This window comes from Streptomyces sp. 4N124, assembly GCF_052245395.1.
Taxonomy (GTDB): domain Bacteria; phylum Actinomycetota; class Actinomycetes; order Streptomycetales; family Streptomycetaceae; genus Streptomyces.
The window spans coordinates 34,019-49,657 of record NZ_JBQQBS010000052.1; the positions used below are offsets into that span (position 1 = coordinate 34,019).

At 70.2% G+C, this 15,639-nt stretch carries 17 protein-coding genes and 1 pseudogene; 12 read left to right on the top strand and 6 right to left on the bottom strand.

The features are described from left to right. Window positions 1–10: 10 nt before the first annotated feature. The 3 genes from ACTWQO_RS36980 to ACTWQO_RS36990 are packed head-to-tail and all read right to left on the bottom strand — an operon-like array spanning window position 11 to window position 2,476. Window positions 11–805, bottom strand: coding sequence for a WbqC family protein (locus ACTWQO_RS36980; protein WP_443241753.1), 795 nt, complete (start codon window positions 803–805; stop codon window positions 11–13). Next, window positions 747–1,436, bottom strand: coding sequence for a YdcF family protein (locus tag ACTWQO_RS36985; RefSeq protein WP_443241754.1), 690 nt, complete (start codon window positions 1,434–1,436; stop codon window positions 747–749). The genes ACTWQO_RS36980 and ACTWQO_RS36985 overlap by 59 nt, the downstream gene beginning before the upstream one ends. Continuing rightward, a complete protein-coding gene (locus ACTWQO_RS36990) occupies window positions 1,433–2,476 on the bottom strand; it encodes a helix-turn-helix domain-containing protein (RefSeq protein WP_443241755.1) in 1,044 nt (347 codons plus the stop codon). The genes ACTWQO_RS36985 and ACTWQO_RS36990 overlap by 4 nt, the downstream gene beginning before the upstream one ends. 119 nt (window positions 2,477–2,595) lie before the next feature. On the opposite strand from ACTWQO_RS36990, the gene ACTWQO_RS36995 reads away from it, so the two are divergent. The 5 genes from ACTWQO_RS36995 to ACTWQO_RS37015 all read left to right on the top strand — a co-directional run bounded on the left by ACTWQO_RS36995 (window position 2,596) and on the right by ACTWQO_RS37015 (window position 4,260). Next, window positions 2,596–3,015: a hypothetical protein gene (locus tag ACTWQO_RS36995; protein ID WP_443241756.1), complete on the top strand. Its 420-nt coding sequence runs from the start codon at window positions 2,596–2,598 to the stop codon at window positions 3,013–3,015. Beyond that, window positions 3,015–3,431 carry a hypothetical protein gene (locus tag ACTWQO_RS37000; protein ID WP_443241757.1) on the top strand — a complete coding sequence of 139 codons (417 nt, stop codon included), beginning with the start codon at window positions 3,015–3,017 and terminating at the stop codon, window positions 3,429–3,431. The genes ACTWQO_RS36995 and ACTWQO_RS37000 overlap by 1 nt, the downstream gene beginning before the upstream one ends. A gap of 36 nt (window positions 3,432–3,467) precedes the next feature. Then, a complete protein-coding gene (locus tag ACTWQO_RS37005; RefSeq protein WP_443241758.1) occupies window positions 3,468–3,608 on the top strand; it encodes a hypothetical protein in 141 nt (46 codons plus the stop codon). Window positions 3,609–3,785: 177 nt separating this feature from the next. Then, a complete protein-coding gene (locus ACTWQO_RS37010) occupies window positions 3,786–3,932 on the top strand; it encodes a hypothetical protein (protein WP_344496288.1) in 147 nt (48 codons plus the stop codon). Between the two features lie 16 nt (window positions 3,933–3,948). Further along, entirely contained in the window at window positions 3,949–4,260 is a 312-nt protein-coding gene (locus ACTWQO_RS37015) for a hypothetical protein (RefSeq protein WP_443241759.1), read from the top strand. Window positions 4,261–4,391: 131 nt separating this feature from the next. On the opposite strand, the gene ACTWQO_RS37020 is transcribed toward ACTWQO_RS37015, so the two are convergent. The 3 genes from ACTWQO_RS37020 to ACTWQO_RS37030 all read right to left on the bottom strand — a co-directional run bounded on the left by ACTWQO_RS37020 (window position 4,392) and on the right by ACTWQO_RS37030 (window position 7,374). Further along, window positions 4,392–4,790 carry a WhiB family transcriptional regulator gene (locus ACTWQO_RS37020; protein WP_443241760.1) on the bottom strand — a complete coding sequence of 133 codons (399 nt, stop codon included), beginning with the start codon at window positions 4,788–4,790 and terminating at the stop codon, window positions 4,392–4,394. Then, window positions 4,787–6,220, bottom strand: coding sequence for a sugar porter family MFS transporter (locus tag ACTWQO_RS37025; RefSeq protein WP_443241761.1), 1,434 nt, complete (start codon window positions 6,218–6,220; stop codon window positions 4,787–4,789). The genes ACTWQO_RS37020 and ACTWQO_RS37025 overlap by 4 nt, the downstream gene beginning before the upstream one ends. A gap of 164 nt (window positions 6,221–6,384) precedes the next feature. Beyond that, on the bottom strand, window positions 6,385–7,374 hold the full coding sequence (locus ACTWQO_RS37030; protein WP_443241762.1) for an ROK family glucokinase: 990 nt from the start codon (window positions 7,372–7,374) through the stop codon (window positions 6,385–6,387). Between the two features lie 417 nt (window positions 7,375–7,791). On the opposite strand from ACTWQO_RS37030, the gene ACTWQO_RS37035 reads away from it, so the two are divergent. The 7 genes and pseudogenes from ACTWQO_RS37035 to ACTWQO_RS37065 all read left to right on the top strand — a co-directional run bounded on the left by ACTWQO_RS37035 (window position 7,792) and on the right by ACTWQO_RS37065 (window position 15,555). Beyond that, complete coding sequence (locus ACTWQO_RS37035; RefSeq protein ID WP_443241794.1) at window positions 7,792–8,166, top strand: cupin domain-containing protein; 375 nt, start codon at window positions 7,792–7,794, stop codon at window positions 8,164–8,166. Between the two features lie 122 nt (window positions 8,167–8,288). Beyond that, entirely contained in the window at window positions 8,289–11,096 is a 2,808-nt protein-coding gene (locus tag ACTWQO_RS37040; protein ID WP_443241763.1) for an ATP-binding protein, read from the top strand. A gap of 87 nt (window positions 11,097–11,183) precedes the next feature. After that, window positions 11,184–11,615 carry a GntR family transcriptional regulator gene (locus ACTWQO_RS37045; protein WP_443241764.1) on the top strand — a complete coding sequence of 144 codons (432 nt, stop codon included), beginning with the start codon at window positions 11,184–11,186 and terminating at the stop codon, window positions 11,613–11,615. Further along, window positions 11,612–12,043, top strand: a pseudogene (locus ACTWQO_RS37050) (ATP-binding cassette domain-containing protein); the annotation flags it as partial. The gene ACTWQO_RS37045 and the pseudogene ACTWQO_RS37050, both read left to right, overlap by 4 nt. 478 nt (window positions 12,044–12,521) lie before the next feature. Next, window positions 12,522–13,478: a transporter gene (locus tag ACTWQO_RS37055; protein WP_443241765.1), complete on the top strand. Its 957-nt coding sequence runs from the start codon at window positions 12,522–12,524 to the stop codon at window positions 13,476–13,478. Between the two features lie 118 nt (window positions 13,479–13,596). Further along, complete coding sequence (locus ACTWQO_RS37060; RefSeq protein ID WP_443241766.1) at window positions 13,597–14,400, top strand: class I SAM-dependent DNA methyltransferase; 804 nt, start codon at window positions 13,597–13,599, stop codon at window positions 14,398–14,400. 18 nt (window positions 14,401–14,418) lie between these two features. Next, on the top strand, window positions 14,419–15,555 hold the full coding sequence (locus tag ACTWQO_RS37065) for an acyltransferase family protein (protein ID WP_443241767.1): 1,137 nt from the start codon (window positions 14,419–14,421) through the stop codon (window positions 15,553–15,555). The last annotated feature ends 84 nt before the right edge of the window (window positions 15,556–15,639 follow it).

Consider the following 15,639-nt stretch of genomic DNA (forward strand, 5'->3'; position numbering starts at 1 on the left):
GTCGGCTCGGTCACGCGTGGGCTCCAGGATGGTGAGCCTCTCGTTGGGCGGCGAGCTGCTCTGCCAGCGCATCGGGCCCGATCTTGCTCAAGGCCCACAGGCTGCTGGATCTACGGGCCCACCGCCAGAGCAGGTCATCCACAGGGGTGTGGAAAGGCAGCACAAGAATGCCGTGGACGCTGAAGGGAACGGCGTCGAGGTAGCGCAGACCACCGGTGCCGCACAGATAGTGGGTACTGCCGGTAGCTGCCGCAAGGTCGGCGAGGCGCTCGGAGCGGCCTTGCCGGGTCGGGATCTCACTGCTGTCCTGTACCTTCCCCGACCAGCCGACAACCCTGAGCAGGGCGATCGTCGATGCTCTCGCAAGGTCGGCTACACGGTCCGAGTCGTCGAGCGCGTCCAGGACCTCGGACACAGCACGCCAGTAGGGGCTACGGCCGTAGTACTGGCGGACGAGCAGTTGGACCGTCCGGCGCGAGCGACGAGGATCAACGAGCCGGGCCTGGCTGATCAGCGTCGGGCGCCCGTGGGGAAGGTGCGTCGGGAGCGTGAGCCACTGCTGTCGGGACGGATCGTCCAAGGCAGCGAGACGGGCACGGTTCTGGTAGTCACGACGGGCGAACTGCACGTCGTCCAGGACAATCCACAGGTCGGCGGAGAACAGCTTCGCCAGCGTGGACAGCCGGGGAAACAGGTTCGGTTGGTGGATCGCGCACAGCCCGCCCGCCGCATCGGCGCAGAGCGGCTCAGGTACTGATGAGGCGGCTGTCGAAGCCGGCGGCCAGAAGGCGCTCGTAAGCGTCATACACATCCCCCGGTACGTCCTGCTCGACGGCAAAGCCGAGCCTCGGGTACTCGATCACCCGTTGCAGGTCGCCGACGAGCATGTCGACGACGAGCTTCTCGTCGCCGATGGACTTGATGTAGTCGTCCAACTCCAGTGGCTCCGAGGCGCATACGACCTCGACCTCGGGCCATAGCTTGCGGCAGGTCGCGTACGAGCGGCGCTCCATGTACGGCTTGGAGATCAGCAGCAGCGACTGCACTTCCGCCCCGGCCTCGGCCAGCAGCTCGCGGGAGAACGTGATGTTCTGGCCGGTGTTCGCGGCCTTCGGCTCCACGATGATCGCCTCGTCCGGCAGCCCCAGGCTCAGGGCGTGCTCGCGATAGTGCACGGCCTCGCCGCGCGGGAAGCGGGCGCGGGTGGTGGGGCTGTTGCCGCCGCTGAACACCAGGACCGGGAAGAGGCCAGCGCGGTACAGGTCGACCGCCGTGGTCGCGACCCCGAGGTCGTGGCTGCCCAGGCCGATCGCCGCCGAGCAGGACCGCTGCTCGTGGCCCATCTGGTGGTAGTTCCAGATCAGCGTCGCATCGTGGAACTGCTCGTCGGTGATCTGGCGCTGCTCGTGCTCCGGCACTGGCACTCCCTGGCTCATCCTTGCTGGCCCTTTCGGATGCCCTCAATACTGCGCAGCTGGTGGCTCAGCCCGTACTGGCGGGCCACCTGTGCCGCCTGATCGAGGACGGACAGCCCATCATTCCGGGTCGCCGCATCCGACAGAAGGATGTGCCCATACGCGGTGTCCAGCCTCACCCGTTGCATCGGGGAGTCGACCGTGCCGGTGGTGCGCGCGATATCGATGTAGTGCAGGGCCTGCTTCAGGTCGCCGGCGCCGCGATGGGCCAGGGCCAGCTTCTGGTGGGCGACCGACCAGTCCTCCGGCTCGCCCAGGTCCTCGAAGGCATGAGTGGCGGCCGTCATCGCGTTGGTGGCGTACTCGTTGTTGCCCTCCTTGCTGAGGGCCGTACCCACCCAGAGGCTCGCCCTGGCGCGGTCGCGCGGGCTCAAGCGTTCGTCTGCGGCAAGGAGTTCGTACTGGCGGGCCGAGACCTCCAGCTGGCCGGACATCTCCTGGACCACGGCGAGTGAGAGCTCGATCTGGGCCACGCGGCGCGGGATGTCGAGATCGGAGAACATGCCGCGGGCGGACAGGTACGAGTGCCGGGCGGAGAGCGGGCCGAGGATCGCGCCCTGGTCACGCTGGAGGTCGCCGAGAAGGACGAGGGAACGGCCATACAGATAGAGGCCCTTGTCGTCCAGGCGATGCGGGTCGTGGCTTCCCAGCCAGCGGTTCAACAGCGTGGCGGCGAAGGGGAAGTTCTGGCGGCTGACGCAGATGACAGCGCGCTCAATGTCCTCGGTCCAGGTCTCGTAATCCGCCGGCCGCGCGCTTCTCCGCGCGGGGAACAACAGCGCCTCGAACCTGGAATGGGCGGCAGAATCCGCACGGGCGAGGGCGGTGTCGAGAATGGCCTGCGTGTCCGGCCGGGGCTGGGTTTCGGCCCCGAGGCTCTCCCACTTGGCCACCGTGCGCAGCGCGACACCGAGGTGCTCGGCGAAAGCGCGCGTGCTCATGCGCAGCGCGGCGCGCAAGGCACTCGCCTCCCGACCCGTCCATTGCTGCACGCTGACCACGGATGACCTCCCTCCGTCACGTATGGAAGCACTCTCGGTGACGACATGGGGCGGGAAGTGCAACGGAAGTACAACAGCGGGTCATTTCAAGGCCGTTCGCAGCGGTCGACGCTGTGGGCATGGACGACGACCTCATCACCGAACGCCGCTCCGTCGCCTTCCCGCAGGTCTTCGGCTACCTGCGCCACGTGACCGGCGGCCCCGCCCGCCACGCGGCGCTCGTCGGCTGCCTCACCGAGTACTGCCGACAGCATGAGCTGACCTTGTGCGGCGTATTCACCGACCGCGACGCGGCGGTGCCCGTCCGTTCCCCCGCATTCGTTGGCCTCCTGGACGCGCTGGAACTACCCGAGACCTATGGCGCCGTGGTTCCCGCCCTCGGCCACCTCGGCCCGAAGCGCGTTGCCGGCGAGCGGAAGCGGCAGATAGCAGCGTCGAGCACCCGTCTGATCGTGGTCCGCTCCACCACCAGGCCGACGACGGCCTCCGCACCCTCCCTCGGAGCGAGTGCCGACCTCCAGCGCCTGGGAGACACCTGATGTCCGTTCGTGAGGCACTGCGCAGCGCCCCCATGGTCAACGACGTGCCCGGACTGCGCCTGCTCCAAGTCGGCGACGGCTGGGACCTCGTACGAACCCCCGCAGAGATGGGCTTCCTGGCCCTGGCCCACCTGCGGGCCACTGGAGCGGAGATCGGCCCGGTGCTGTACGACGGGCCCAACGAACGCCTCTACTACGCCATCAAGCCCGGCAGCGTCGACAGCTGGGGAGACTTGCCGGTACGGCACCTCTCCATCAACTCATGGCTCGTCGCGCCCGGCCTGGAGTTGATCGACGACTGGTTCGGCGGCTGGTGCGAACTCCCCGACGACGACACCCTCACCGACGCCGACACCCTCCACGCCGCCCTCCAGCACCCGTATATCGGTACCTCTCTGGAAGAGGTGAGCCGGTGAACACCCACGCAGTCGTGTCGGAGGCATCACCCGGACGTGGCAGGCGTGGTGGAAGCCGTGATGGGCCGCGCAGCGAACCGGCTGGCGCGTTACACAGGCCCGCTGCTGATCGTGCTGATCTCCGCCTCGTGCGGCTTCGTGATCGGCGTCGCGATCTCCCCCCAGGCCGGCCCCTGAGTCCCCCTCCCTGCCGGACGTAGCTGATCGGAAGGCTCCCCACCCCGAGAAGCCCCGGCCAGGGGCGGGCCGCAAACCCCCGCCCCGGGCTGGTCAATCGCCCGCGCCCTTGGACAGGTCGAGCCCCGTCCGGGGCGGGTCCGCAAGGCCACTTCATCCCCGACCACTGGAGGAGCAATGCAGAACAACACCGCCACCGCCCCGACGACCGGGCCGACCCAGGCCGGACTGGTCAAGGCACGCCGCCGGATCCAGGCCGCCCGCGAGCGCGGCGTCACTCCGTCCGACGGCGGCAGCACCGGCCGCACCGACGGCAACGACTGATCCGGGAGGAAGCACGTTGTCGCCGCTGAATCTGGCGGCTCACCTGGGCCAGGACGAGTTCCTGGCCCAGGTGCTCCACCGCCGCTACCGCCACGTCCCCGCAGCCATCCAGGACCCGAACAAGCTGATCACCTGGGACGACGTCAACACCATCCTGGCCACCCACCGTCTGGAGCCACCTCGTTTCCGCCTGTCCGCCGATGGCGAGATGCTGCCGGCCCACCGCTACACCGCGCCGGTCATCACCGAGCTGCTGCAGTCGGCATCGCGTGGGGACCATCCCGAACTTGCCCCCGCATTGCGTGCCCTGGCCGCTGACGTCGCTTGACCCAGCACCGCTCAAGAGTGTTCCCGCTACCTCAGGAAGCACGGGCGCGCTCAGCGAATGAAGGAGTCGCCTGCCGGCATGTTCACCGGCGGGCGTTCCGCGTTAAGGGATGCCAGGCTCCATCAGCCCTGTCAGCCTTCTTCTATGGGGCCGGTCCGCGGCGCAGTCGCGTCGGCCGGACCAGCGCGGGGCACGAGCCTGTCCGGGACTTCCAGAGTCAGCGGCGGCCCCATGCGGATGAGCAGTTCGCGCGTCTGCTCGGTCAGTCCGCCCCAGATGCCGTGCCGTTCACGGCGGCTCAGCGCGTAGCGCCGGCAGGGGATCCGCACCGGGCATGACTCGCAGATCGCCAGCGCCCGTTGGATGGTGGTCTGGTCGCCCGGAAGCGGGAAGAAGGTCTCGGTGTCGGCGCCCCGGCAATACGCGGCCTGCCACCAGCCCGCCGTCGAGCAGACGGCCCGGTCATCGTCGTCGGCCGCCGTCGGCTGCACGCCCTGTTCGTCCGGCCGGGAAGTGCACGGCGATGTCATTGCATCTCCTCCAGCTTCTTGCCGTTGGTCTCGCGCACCCGGACGGCGACGAAGACGAAGGAGAGCACGGCGAAGCCCGCGTAGATCGCGTAGGTGGACGACAGGTTCCAGTCCGACATGCGGGGGAAGCTCTCGGTGACGGCCCAGTTGGCGATCCAGTTGGCGGCGGTCGCCACCGACATCGCGGCGGCGCGGATCCTCAGGGGGAACATCTCACCGACCATCACCCAGAGCACCACGCCCCAGGAAACCGCGAAGAAGAACACGAAGGCGTGGGCGGCGATCAGCGCCACGGCGCCCTGGGTGTCCGGGATGGACAGACTGCCGCCACTTCCCGTCCGGTACGAGAACGCCCAGGCGGCGAGGGCCAGCGAGGTGGCCATGCCGGCCGAGCCGGTCAGTGCGAGCGGTTTGCGGCCCACCCGGTCGATGAGGAGCATCGCCACGACGGTCCCGACGATGTTGATGATCGATGTGGAGAGGCTGATCAGCAGGGAGTCGGACTGGTCGATGCCAACCGACTGCCACAGGAGCGACGAGTAGTAGAAGATGACGTTGATGCCGACGAGCTGCTGGAAGACGGCCAGCCCGATCCCGGCCCACACGATCGGCAGCAGCCCGAACCGGCCGCCGAGCAGATCCCGTACCCGTGGCTTGTGGTCGGTCCTGAGCGCGTGCTGGATTTCGGCGATCCGGACCTCGGCCCCGGTATACGTCCCCTGCAGGTCTCGCACTGCCTCGCGGGCGCGGTCCAGGCGGCCTGCGCCGACGAGGAAGTGCGGCGACTCCGGGATGCGGAGGGTGAGGAGCAGGTAGGCGAGCGCCGGGACGACGGCGGCCATGAGCATCCACTGCCAGGCGCGCAAAGGCCCGAGCAGGTTCTCGCTTCTGCCGTCTGCGCCTTGCGCGATACCCCAGTTGACGAGCTGGGAGGCGGTGATCCCCAGCACGATGGCCGCCTGCTGGAACGACGCCAGCCGACCGCGATGGTCGGGCGGCGCGACCTCGGCGATATAGGTGGGCCCGATCAGTGAGGCCAGGCCGATCGCCATGCCGCCGACGACCCGCCAGGCTCCCAGGTCCCAGGCGGAGAAGGGCACGGACGAGCCGAGTGCGCTGATCGCGAAGAGGAGCGCGGCGAGATGCATGACCCGCAAGCGGCCGATGCAGTCGGCAAGACGCCCGGCGACGGCGGCGCCAAAGGCGGAACCGAGCAGGGCGGAGGCGACGATGGTGCCCGTCTCGCTGGAGGAGACGTGGAACCGCTGCTGGATTCCGGTGACGGCGCCGTTGATGACCGCGCTGTCGTAGCCGAACAGGAAGCCGCCGATCGACGCGGCGGCTGAGATGTAGGTGATACGCCGGAGGTTGGTGGTGCGGGGTGCGGCCATCGGTCGGGCCGGCCCCGCGGGAGTGGCGTTGGCGGTCATGGTCTAGGACTCCTTCACAGGACCGGGTTCGCGGGCGCGCGGGCAGGGCTCGCGGCCGGTGGGTACGCCGGTCGTAGAGGGGAGGGCGCGGATGGGGGTCGGGGCTGCTCTGCGGGCACTGTCGGCAACCGGGGCTGTCGCTGTGTGATGTCGCCGGCCCGCTGTCAGAGGACGGCCGCCGGGGACCAGAGCAGTTCGTGCAGACGGGCCAGGTTCGCCGCGCCGACGAGACCGGCGTCCTGCCCGAGGGTGGCGGCGCGGATCTGGGCGTAGATCCGGTGTTCGCCGCCGCCGAGAGCCCGCCGGTAGGCGAACTCGGCCGGACGCCGGATCAGTTCGCCGGTGTCGCCGAGTCCCCCGCCTATGACGAGGACTGACGGGTCGAGGATCGAAGCGACGTCGGCCAGAGCCTGGCCCAGCCAGCGGCCCGAGCGGGCGAACACGTCGAGGGAGAAGGGGTCGCCGCCCTGGGCGGCCTCGGTCACATGCTGCCCCTGCAGGCCGGCGGGGGTGCCGTCGCCCAGCACGAGCACCGCCGCGGCCCGCCCCGGATCGGCGGCCGCCATCTCGCGGGCGCGGCGCGTGTGGGCCGCTCCGCTCGCGTACTGCTCCATGCAGCCGTGCTGACCGCAGGGGCACGGGAGCCCGTCGGGGACCGCCCGGTAGTGGCCGATCTCGCCCGCCATGCCGAAGCGGCCGCGGAAGAGCCGGCCCCTGCTGATGATGCCTCCGCCGAGGCCGGTGCCCGCGGTGATCATCAGCATGTCCTCGTGTCCCGCACCGGCTCCGTGGACGAACTCGCCCCATGCGGCGGCGTTCGCGTCGTTCTCGACGACGACCGGAAGCCCGGTGGCCTCCTGGACGATGTCCCGGATCGCTTTGTCGTGCCAGCCCAGGTTGGGCGCGAAACGCACCGTGGAGCGGTCCGCGTCCACGTATCCGGCGGCTCCGACGCCGACCGCCCGGACGTCGTCCCAGCCCTCGCGGACCCGCTGGACCGCTTCGGCGATCGCCTCCGCGATCCGGTCCGGGTCGTGCGGAGTGGGGACGCGCACACGGGAGACGATCTCCCCACCGGGGTCGACCGTTCCGGCGGCGATCTTCGTGCCGCCGAGATCGACGCCGACGGTCAGGCCGCCGGTCTCCTCGCTCATCGGGCACCGCTCATGCCATGACCTGCGCTTTCGTGCATCATTTCGTGATTCCTTCATGTTGTGCTGTCGGGTGAGGTGTGGCCGACGATCACGGGCGTGGCGGACCGGAACGAGGGCCGTGATCCGCGACCGGTCCAGGGCCTCTTCAGCTTCCGTATCCGGGCGGCGAGTTGCTTCAGTCATTTGATGGCGTTCCGCGATGGCGTCGGACGTCGGCTCCCGACCCACGTGTCACACATGCGCGGCATGCCTTGTCATCACTACGAAGCGGGTTGTGTACGTCCGGACACGGTCGTGTGTTCCGGGCCCGGTTACGGAGGTGGCACAGTGTTGGAGAAGGATTCGGTCGGCGGAGCCGACACGCACGAGCACGGACATGGGCATGGGCCCGTCGGCCCGGACGGGACCGGGCCCAGGATGCTGGCGGACATCAAGCCGCCCTTCATTCCCGAGGGCGCTTCGGGGATGACCGTCTTCGTCGAGTGGCCGCCCGGTCACCCCGGGACTCCTCCGCACCGGCACTCGGGGCCGTGTTTCGGCTACGTCACCGAGGGCGCGGTCCGGTGGGAGCTCGAGGGCGAGCCGGAGCACGTGATCCAGGCCGGTGAGACGTTCTGGGAGCCGGGCGGCGACATGATCCATTACCAGAACGGCAACGCTTCGTCGGACGCTCCGGCCAAGTACGTCGTGTTCATGCTCTGCGCGCCGGGCCAGCCGATGCTGACGCTGGTCGAGGAGGAGGAGCTGGAGAAGCGGGCCCATCTGCGTGCCCCGCGGCCTTCCGCCGGCTGAGTCGCCGAGGGGAGGGGGCCTGCTGTGCGGCTGCCCGCTTCGCGCGGGACCGCGGCCCGCGGACCTCCTCCTTTCCTCGGCCCGGCCGGGTCCGCCACGTCAGTTCTCGAAGGAGGCCGCTTGTGGCCGCTGAAGGCTCGGTGTCGCGGAACACGTCCGAGCAACTGGTAGGACGCGACCAGGAGTTGGAACTGCTCCGGTCGTTCGTCGACGAGACGGTCGGCGGTGTCGGCGGGGTTCTGCTGTTGTCGGGCGACCCAGGTGTCGGCAAGTCCGTTCTCCTGGACACTGCGGCTCGGGCCGCGGCGTCGGCCGGTGTGCTGGTGCTGCGCCTGGACGGGGTCGAGTTCCTGGCGGATCTGAGCTTCGCCGGCCTCAACCACGTACTCGAACCGGTGCTGCACGAACGCGACGGACTCGACCCGGTCCACCGTGACGCACTGATGGTGGCGTTGGGCACGGGCGAGGGCGCCGCGGCGGACCGCCTGGTCGTCTACGGGGCGGTGCTGGCGCTGCTGCGCCGGGCCGCATGCACGCGTCCGGTTCTGATGGTCGTCGACGACCTTCAGTGGGTCGACCGTGCCAGCGCGGCGGCGCTCGCCTTCGTCGCGCGGCGGCTCACCAGCAGTCGAGTGGGCCTTCTCGCCGCGTCACGGCCGGGCTTCGAGAGCTTCTTCGAGCGGGCGGGGCTTCCTGAGCTCACCATCTCGCCTCTGGACGACGGCTCCGCGGCCGGCCTGGTCGGCACCCGGTTCCCGCTGCTCGGGGCGCGGGAACTGCAGCGCGTCCTCGCGCAGGCCGGCGGCAATCCCCTGGCCCTGCTGGAACTGCCCGCGACGCTCGGCGACTCGCGCGGCGGCGCGGGAGGCGCGCTGTCCGAGGTGCTCCCGCTCAGCCGTCGTCTGCAGGAGCTGTACGCGTCCCGCATCGCGGAGCTGCCCGAGCCGACCCGCCGACTCCTGCTCGTGGCAGCGCTGGAGGGCAGCGGCGACCTGCCCGTTCTGCGAGCCGCCGCCTCCGGCGAGGACGTGCTCTCACTTCTGGCCCAGGCAGAGCGGGCCCAGTTGGTGCGGCTCGAGGACCGGGGCCTCGGGCGGCTGTCCTTCCGCCATCCGCTGATCCGCGCGACGATCGTGTCGGGCTCGACCGGCCGTCAGCGTCTGGACGCCCATCGCGCTCTGGCCGACGCGCTGTCCGACCGGCCAGACCGCCGGGCCTGGCACCTCGCCGAGGCCACGCCCGATCCGGACGAGCGGGTCGCGGCGCTCCTGGAGCGCACCGGCCACCGGGTCCGTCGGCGCGGCGACGCGGTCGGTGCCTTCAACGCGCTGGTACGGTCCGCCGACCTCACTCCCGATCCCGCGGACCGCGGCCGGCGCCTGGCCGAAGCCGCCTACGTGGGCTCCGACGTCGCCGGGGAACTGCGTACGGCGGCACAGCTGCTCGTGGAGGCCCGGCGCGCCGATCCCGGACTCAGGGGATCGCTGCAGGCGGCGGCCGCGGCCTCCAACGTGCTGCTCAACCGCGACGGCGACGTCACCACCGCGCACCGGCTGCTGGTCGGCGCGATCATGACCCGTGAGGGCCGGTCCGACGGCGGTGACGACGAGGCGGTCTTCGAAGCGTTGTGCACCTTGCGCAGGGTGTGTCTGTGCGCGGGCAGTCCCGAACTCTGGGGCGGATATCACGGAGCCATGGCGCGGCTGACCGTGCCGATGCCGCCCCTCCAGGGGCTGCTCGGCGACGTCTACGCCGACCCGGCACGGTCCAGCGCGGAAGCCCTCGCGCTGCTCGACACGGTGATCCACGGACTGCACCGGGAGACCGACCCGAGCCGGATCGAGCGGATCGCGATGGCGGCACTCTTCGTGGACCGTGCGACGGGGTGCCGTGCGGCTCTGTGGCGTGTCGTCGAGGACGGGCGCGAAGGAGGCGCGGTCGCCTCGGCCCTCATCGCGATGGTGGTGCTGTGCCTGGACGATTTCATGACGGGCCGGTGGGACGAGTGCGCTCGCCTCGCCGCGGAGGGTCTCGCACTCTGCGATGACCACGGCTATCAGCTGCTGGCCCGGCAGTTCCACCGGGCCGAGGGTCTGCTCGCCGCGGCGCGAGGAGACGACGGCACGGTGCGGAGGCTGGCGCGGCTGATCACGGGGTGGGCGGTCCCCCGCGGCGCCCGCACCGTGGAGCACTTCGCCCGGCACATGACGGCACTCGCCGCCCTGGGACGCGCCGACTACGAGGAGGGCTACCTCAACGCGTCGGCGATCAGTCCGCCGGGAGTGCTGGCCCCGCATGCCCCGCTGGCGTTGTGGGTTCCCCTGGACCTCGTGGAAGCCTCGGTACGCAGCGGACGCCGAGCCGACGCACTCGCTCACGTCGCCGCGCTGCGCCAGACGGGCCTGCCCGGCATCTCCGGCCGGCTGGCGCTGGTCACCGCCGGTTCGGCAGCCATTGCCGCCCCTGAGGACCGGGCCGCCGGCCTCTTCGAAGAAGCCCTCTCCGTTCCCGATGCCGAGCGCTGGCCCTTCGACCTCGCCCGCGTCCGTCTCGCGTACGGCGAGCACCTTCGACGCGCACGCGCCGCCAAGGACGCCCGCGCGCATCTCGCCGCCGCCCTCCACACGTTCCGCCGTCTCGGAGCCACCCCCTGGGCCGCCCGGGCGGCAAAGGAACTGCGGGCCACCGGCCGTACCACCGTCCTGGTACGTCAGAACCTGCGGGCGGACCCACTCCGACCGCAAGAACACCAGATCGCCACACTCGCCGCCTCAGGACTGACCAACCGTCAGATCGGCGAAAAGCTCTTCCTCTCCCACCGGACCGTGGCGGCCCACCTCCACCGGATCTACGCGAAGCTCGGCATCAACTCCCGTGTCACCCTCGGCGAGGCCCTGGCCGCACTCCCGCCCTGGCAGGAGTCCCAGTGATCCACCGGTGTTTGACATCGCCGCCGGACATCCACCATGCTTCCATTAATTCATTAGCACAAGCATGGTGGAACCGAGGAAGGCGACGTGATCGACTACCGGATCGACCGTGGCAGCGGCGTACCGGCCTATGTGCAGATCATCGAGCAGACCGAACGGGCGCTCCGGATGGGCCTGTTGAAGGTCGGTGACAAGCTGCCGACGGCCAAGGAGGTGGTGGCGGCGACCGCCATCAACCCCAACACCGTGCTGCGGGCCTACCGCGACATGGAGCAGGCCGGCCTGGTCGAACTGCGCCGTGGCCTCGGGACGTTCGTGACACGGTCGCTCGCCAGGCCCGGCGCGGAGGACGACTCGCCGCTGCGCGGGGAGGTCGCCGACTGGGTGGCACGTGCGCGGGCCGCCGGCCTGGAGCGGGCCGATGTCCTCGCCCTCGTCACCACCGCCCTGGACACCTACGACAACGAGCACGACCGCCCCACCCCGGGCGACCGGGAACGGAAGAAGGAGGACGCATGACCGGGCCTCAAGCGCCGGCCGCACTGCGCGCCGCGGGACTCGGATTCCGGTACCGGAAGCGGGGCGGCTGGGCCCTGCGGGACTGCGAGTTCACCGTGCCCGGCGGTCGTGTGGCCGCCCTCGTCGGCCGCAACGGCGCCGGCAAGAGCACCTTGCTGCACCTGGCCGGCGGCCTCCTGCGGGCCGGCTCCGGGGAACTGCGGGTGCTGGGCGCCGTACCCGGCACGTCCGAGGCCCGCGCCCGGGTCGCCCTGCTCACCCAGGACAAGCCGCTCTACCCCCGTTTCACCGTGGCGGACACCCTGCTGATGGGCGAGAAACTGAATTCGTCGTGGGACCGGACGGCCGCCGAGCGGATCGTCCGCGAGGGCGACATCCCGCTCCACGCCCGCGTCGGCGACCTGTCCCCCGGGCGGCGGACTCGCGTCGCGCTCGCCCTGGCACTGGGCAAGCGGCCCGAACTCCTGCTTCTCGACGAGCCGTTGGCGGACCTCGACCCCGTGGCACGAGGCGAGATCATGGCGCAACTCATGGCCGAGACCGCCGAGCACGGTATGAGCATCGTGCTGTCCTCGCACGTCCTGCCCGAACTGGAGGAGACCTGCGACTGGGTGCTGGTGCTGCGCGACGGCGGCGTCGAGCTGAGCGAGGACGCCGAGGCACTGCGCGAGAGCCACGCCGTACTGACCGGCCCCGTCGACCGGGCCGACGCCCTGACCGGACAGCACACCGTCGTACAGCGCCGTACCGCGGGCAGACAGCTCACAGCCCTGATACGGCAGCGCGGGCCGCTGCGCGGCGACTGGCACGTCGAGCGGCCCAGGCTGGAGGACATCCTGATCGGCTACCTCCAACCCGCTGAGGCGGGGCACCCCACCTCGGGCGAGCGGACGGAGGCGGCGCGGCGTGAAGGGCTCCCTCTGGCTCGCCTGGCGTCAGCAGCGCGTGCCGGCCGGCATCGGCGTGGCCGCCCTGGTCGTCACCGCGGCGATCGCCGCGTACTCCCGCTCGGGCATGCTGGACGCCCTACACAGCGGGCTGTTCGACCACTGCGACCCCGGGCCGCTGTCCTGCACCCGGTCCGACACCGGCCTGCCCCTGCTGCTGGACATCGAGCCGCTGAAGTACCTCGGGGCACTGAACATCGCCCTGCCCGTCATCATCGGCGTCTTCTGGGGCGCCCCTCTGCTGGGCCGCGACCGGGAGCTGGGCACGCACCGCATGATCCTCGCCCAGGGCGTGAGCCGCGGCCAGTGGTTCGCCTCCCGGATCGCCCTGGCCGCGGCAATCACGACCGTCCTCTCCGGCCTGCTGGCGGGCGTGTTCGCATGGTGGTGGCGACCGGCCGCCGATCGTAGCTACGGCCTCTTCTGGTACGACATCACGGCCCTCAGCGGCTCCGGCCCCCGCGTCGTCGCGGCCGCCCTGTTCGGCCTGGCGGCCGGCACCCTGCTCGGCCTGCTGGCCCGCAGAGTCCTGGAGGCGATGGGCCTGACCCTTCTGGTGACCGGGGTGACGACGCTCCTGCTGGAGTGGACGCACCGGACCCGGCTGCTGGTCCCGCCACACACCTACGTCAGCGCCGGCAGCACCCCCAAAGCGCCGATGGGCGAGAAATGGTCGACCGGCAACTACGGCCTGGTCACCGCCTCCGGCCGCCATGACGACGTAATGAACTGCCCCTTCCCCTCAGGCTCCCAGCTCAAGGAGTGCATGACGGCGCACGGGTACGTCGCCCGCTTCTACGAGGCCAGCCCGGCCGGTGACTACTGGACCTTCCAGTGGACCGACACCGCCGTCCTCGGCGCCCTCGCCGTCCTGCTCACGATCGTCACCGTGCTGCTCCTGCGCCGCCGCGTCTGACCGCGGCGACCACAGCGCGCCGCATCCGCCTCACCACTTCATCTCCTTCGCCTTCACCCCTCACCGGGATTCCGCCTTTCACCAGGATTTCCCCTTTCTGCACGGAGGTCGCTTCGCCATGCCCGCCGACGCCAAGTCACCGAAGAAACTGCGCAACAACCGCGCCGCCCTGGCTCACAAGACCGGATACGCCCTGCGCCACCCCGGCCGCGTCGTCCCGTACCTCCGGCGGGCCGGCCGGGACGCGTGGCTGCGTCTCAAGCACCCCGACCACGTCGGCTACTACCGGGCCGTGATGGCCTCGGACACGCGCCGCAACCCGGAGGCCGCGGTCGGCAGTCAGACCCACGACCGCTGGCTGGCGCTCGGGCAGATGCAGTTCGACTACCTCGTCGAACACGGGCTCCGCCCCGAACACCGCATGCTCGACATCGGCTGCGGCAACCTGCGCGGCGGCTGGCGCTTCATCAGCCACCTCAACTCCGGCAACTACTACGGCATCGACATCTCACCCGACATCCTGGTGGCCGCCAAGAAGACCCTCGTCGAGCGCCACCTCCAGGACAGGCTGCCGCACCTCACCATCACCGGCGACCTCACCCTGGACTTCCTGCCCGACGAACACTTCGACGTCATCCACGCGCACAGCGTCTTCTCCCACTCCCCGCTGCACGTCATCGACGAATGTCTCGCGCACGTCGGCCGCGTGCTCACCGACACCGGGTTCTTCGACTTCACCTTCGACCGGACCGAGGGCACCGAACACCAGGTGCTGCGCGAGGACTTCTACTACCGCACCGAGACCCTCCTGGCCCTGGCACAACGGCACGGCCTGCACGCGAGGTTCATGGAGGACTGGGAGCAACGCCCACACGGCCAGTCGAAGATACGCGTCAGCCGCTCGCCCCTGCCCACCGCGTGAGACGGCCCCGCTTCCGACATGCCGTCCTCTGACCTTCACAGCGGGCAGCAGCGCCTGGCCGCGATAGACGGACTCCGCCTGGTGGCAGCGGTGATGGTGGCCGCATACCACTTCCTCGGAACCCCCACCCCGCGCTTCTGGGGAAAGACCGAGCTCCGGGATTTCGCCCCGTTCCTGCACGAGATCAGCCGCTACGGCTGGCTCGGCGTCGAGTTCTTCTTCCTCATCAGCGGATTCGTCATCTGCATGAGCTGCTGGGGGCGGACTCCCGCACAGTTCACGGTCTCCCGGATCTCACGGCTCTTCCCGGCCTACTGGTGCGCGGTGCTCCTGGTCGTCCTGCTCGTCCTGGTCTCGCGACTGGGCCATCGGCCCGCCGCCACACGCGTCGACCCGCGTACCGTCCTGGGGAACCTGACGATGGCTCCGGGGCCGCTGGGGCTCGATCTGGTCGACGGAGTCAGCTGGACCCTCTGGGTGGAGGCGCGCTTCTACCTGCTGATGGCCGCGCTGCTCGTCTTCGGACTGTCCTACCGGCGCGTGGTGGCCTTCTGCGGAGCCTGGCTCCTGGCCGCCGTCATCGCCCTTGAGCTCCACTCACCACTGCTCGACGAGTTCGTACTGCCCCGGTACACCGGCCTGTTCGTCGCCGGGATCGTGCTCTACGTCATGCACAGGTTCGGACAGAACCTCCTGCTCTGGCTGCTGCTCGGTTTCGCCTGGTGCTACCAACTCACCGTGCTCCAACTGCGGGTGGCCGACCACGCCGCCGTGCCCCCTGGCGAGCGCCCGTCCTCCTGGGCCGTCTGCGCGGCCGTACTCACCCTCTGCCTCGGGCTGCTGGCCCTCGCCGGGATCGGCCCGCTCGCCGGGCTGCGACGGCGTTGGCTGGTCACCGCCGGGGCGCTGACCTACCCCTTCTACCTCGTCCACCAGAGCCTCGGAATTCCCCTGGCCAAGGGCTTGGTCCGCGCATTCCCGGGGCTGGGGCCACTGCCCTCGATGGCGGTATCCGTCATCTGCATGCTGGGGCTGTCCCTGCTGATCCACCGCCTGGTGGAGCGTCGGCTCGGACGCCTTCTGAGGCATCGGCTGACGCTGGACGTGCGCATACGGGACCTCGCCGCGAAGCCGGCTCTCACCCGCGCGCGATAGCGCGAGGCGAACCCACTCGGAATCACCACGAACCCTGTCCAGGGATGGATCTCGCATGCCCTTCAACACAAGAATCACCACGCG

Coding starts and splice junctions, on each gene's coding strand:
- ACTWQO_RS36980 (WP_443241753.1), bottom strand. CDS start 805: ATGACGCTTACGAGCGCCTTCTGGCCGCCGGCTTCGACAGCCGCCTCA.
- ACTWQO_RS36985 (WP_443241754.1), bottom strand. CDS start 1,436: ATGAGCCAGGGAGTGCCAGTGCCGGAGCACGAGCAGCGCCAGATCACC.
- ACTWQO_RS36995 (WP_443241756.1), top strand. CDS start 2,596: ATGGACGACGACCTCATCACCGAACGCCGCTCCGTCGCCTTCCCGCAG.
- ACTWQO_RS37000 (WP_443241757.1), top strand. CDS start 3,015: ATGTCCGTTCGTGAGGCACTGCGCAGCGCCCCCATGGTCAACGACGTG.
- ACTWQO_RS37010 (WP_344496288.1), top strand. CDS start 3,786: ATGCAGAACAACACCGCCACCGCCCCGACGACCGGGCCGACCCAGGCC.
- ACTWQO_RS37020 (WP_443241760.1), bottom strand. CDS start 4,790: ATGACATCGCCGTGCACTTCCCGGCCGGACGAACAGGGCGTGCAGCCG.
- ACTWQO_RS37025 (WP_443241761.1), bottom strand. CDS start 6,220: ATGACCGCCAACGCCACTCCCGCGGGGCCGGCCCGACCGATGGCCGCA.
- ACTWQO_RS37030 (WP_443241762.1), bottom strand. CDS start 7,374: ATGAGCGAGGAGACCGGCGGCCTGACCGTCGGCGTCGATCTCGGCGGC.
- ACTWQO_RS37035 (WP_443241794.1), top strand. CDS start 7,792: ATGCTGGCGGACATCAAGCCGCCCTTCATTCCCGAGGGCGCTTCGGGG.
- ACTWQO_RS37060 (WP_443241766.1), top strand. CDS start 13,597: ATGCCCGCCGACGCCAAGTCACCGAAGAAACTGCGCAACAACCGCGCC.
- ACTWQO_RS37065 (WP_443241767.1), top strand. CDS start 14,419: ATGCCGTCCTCTGACCTTCACAGCGGGCAGCAGCGCCTGGCCGCGATA.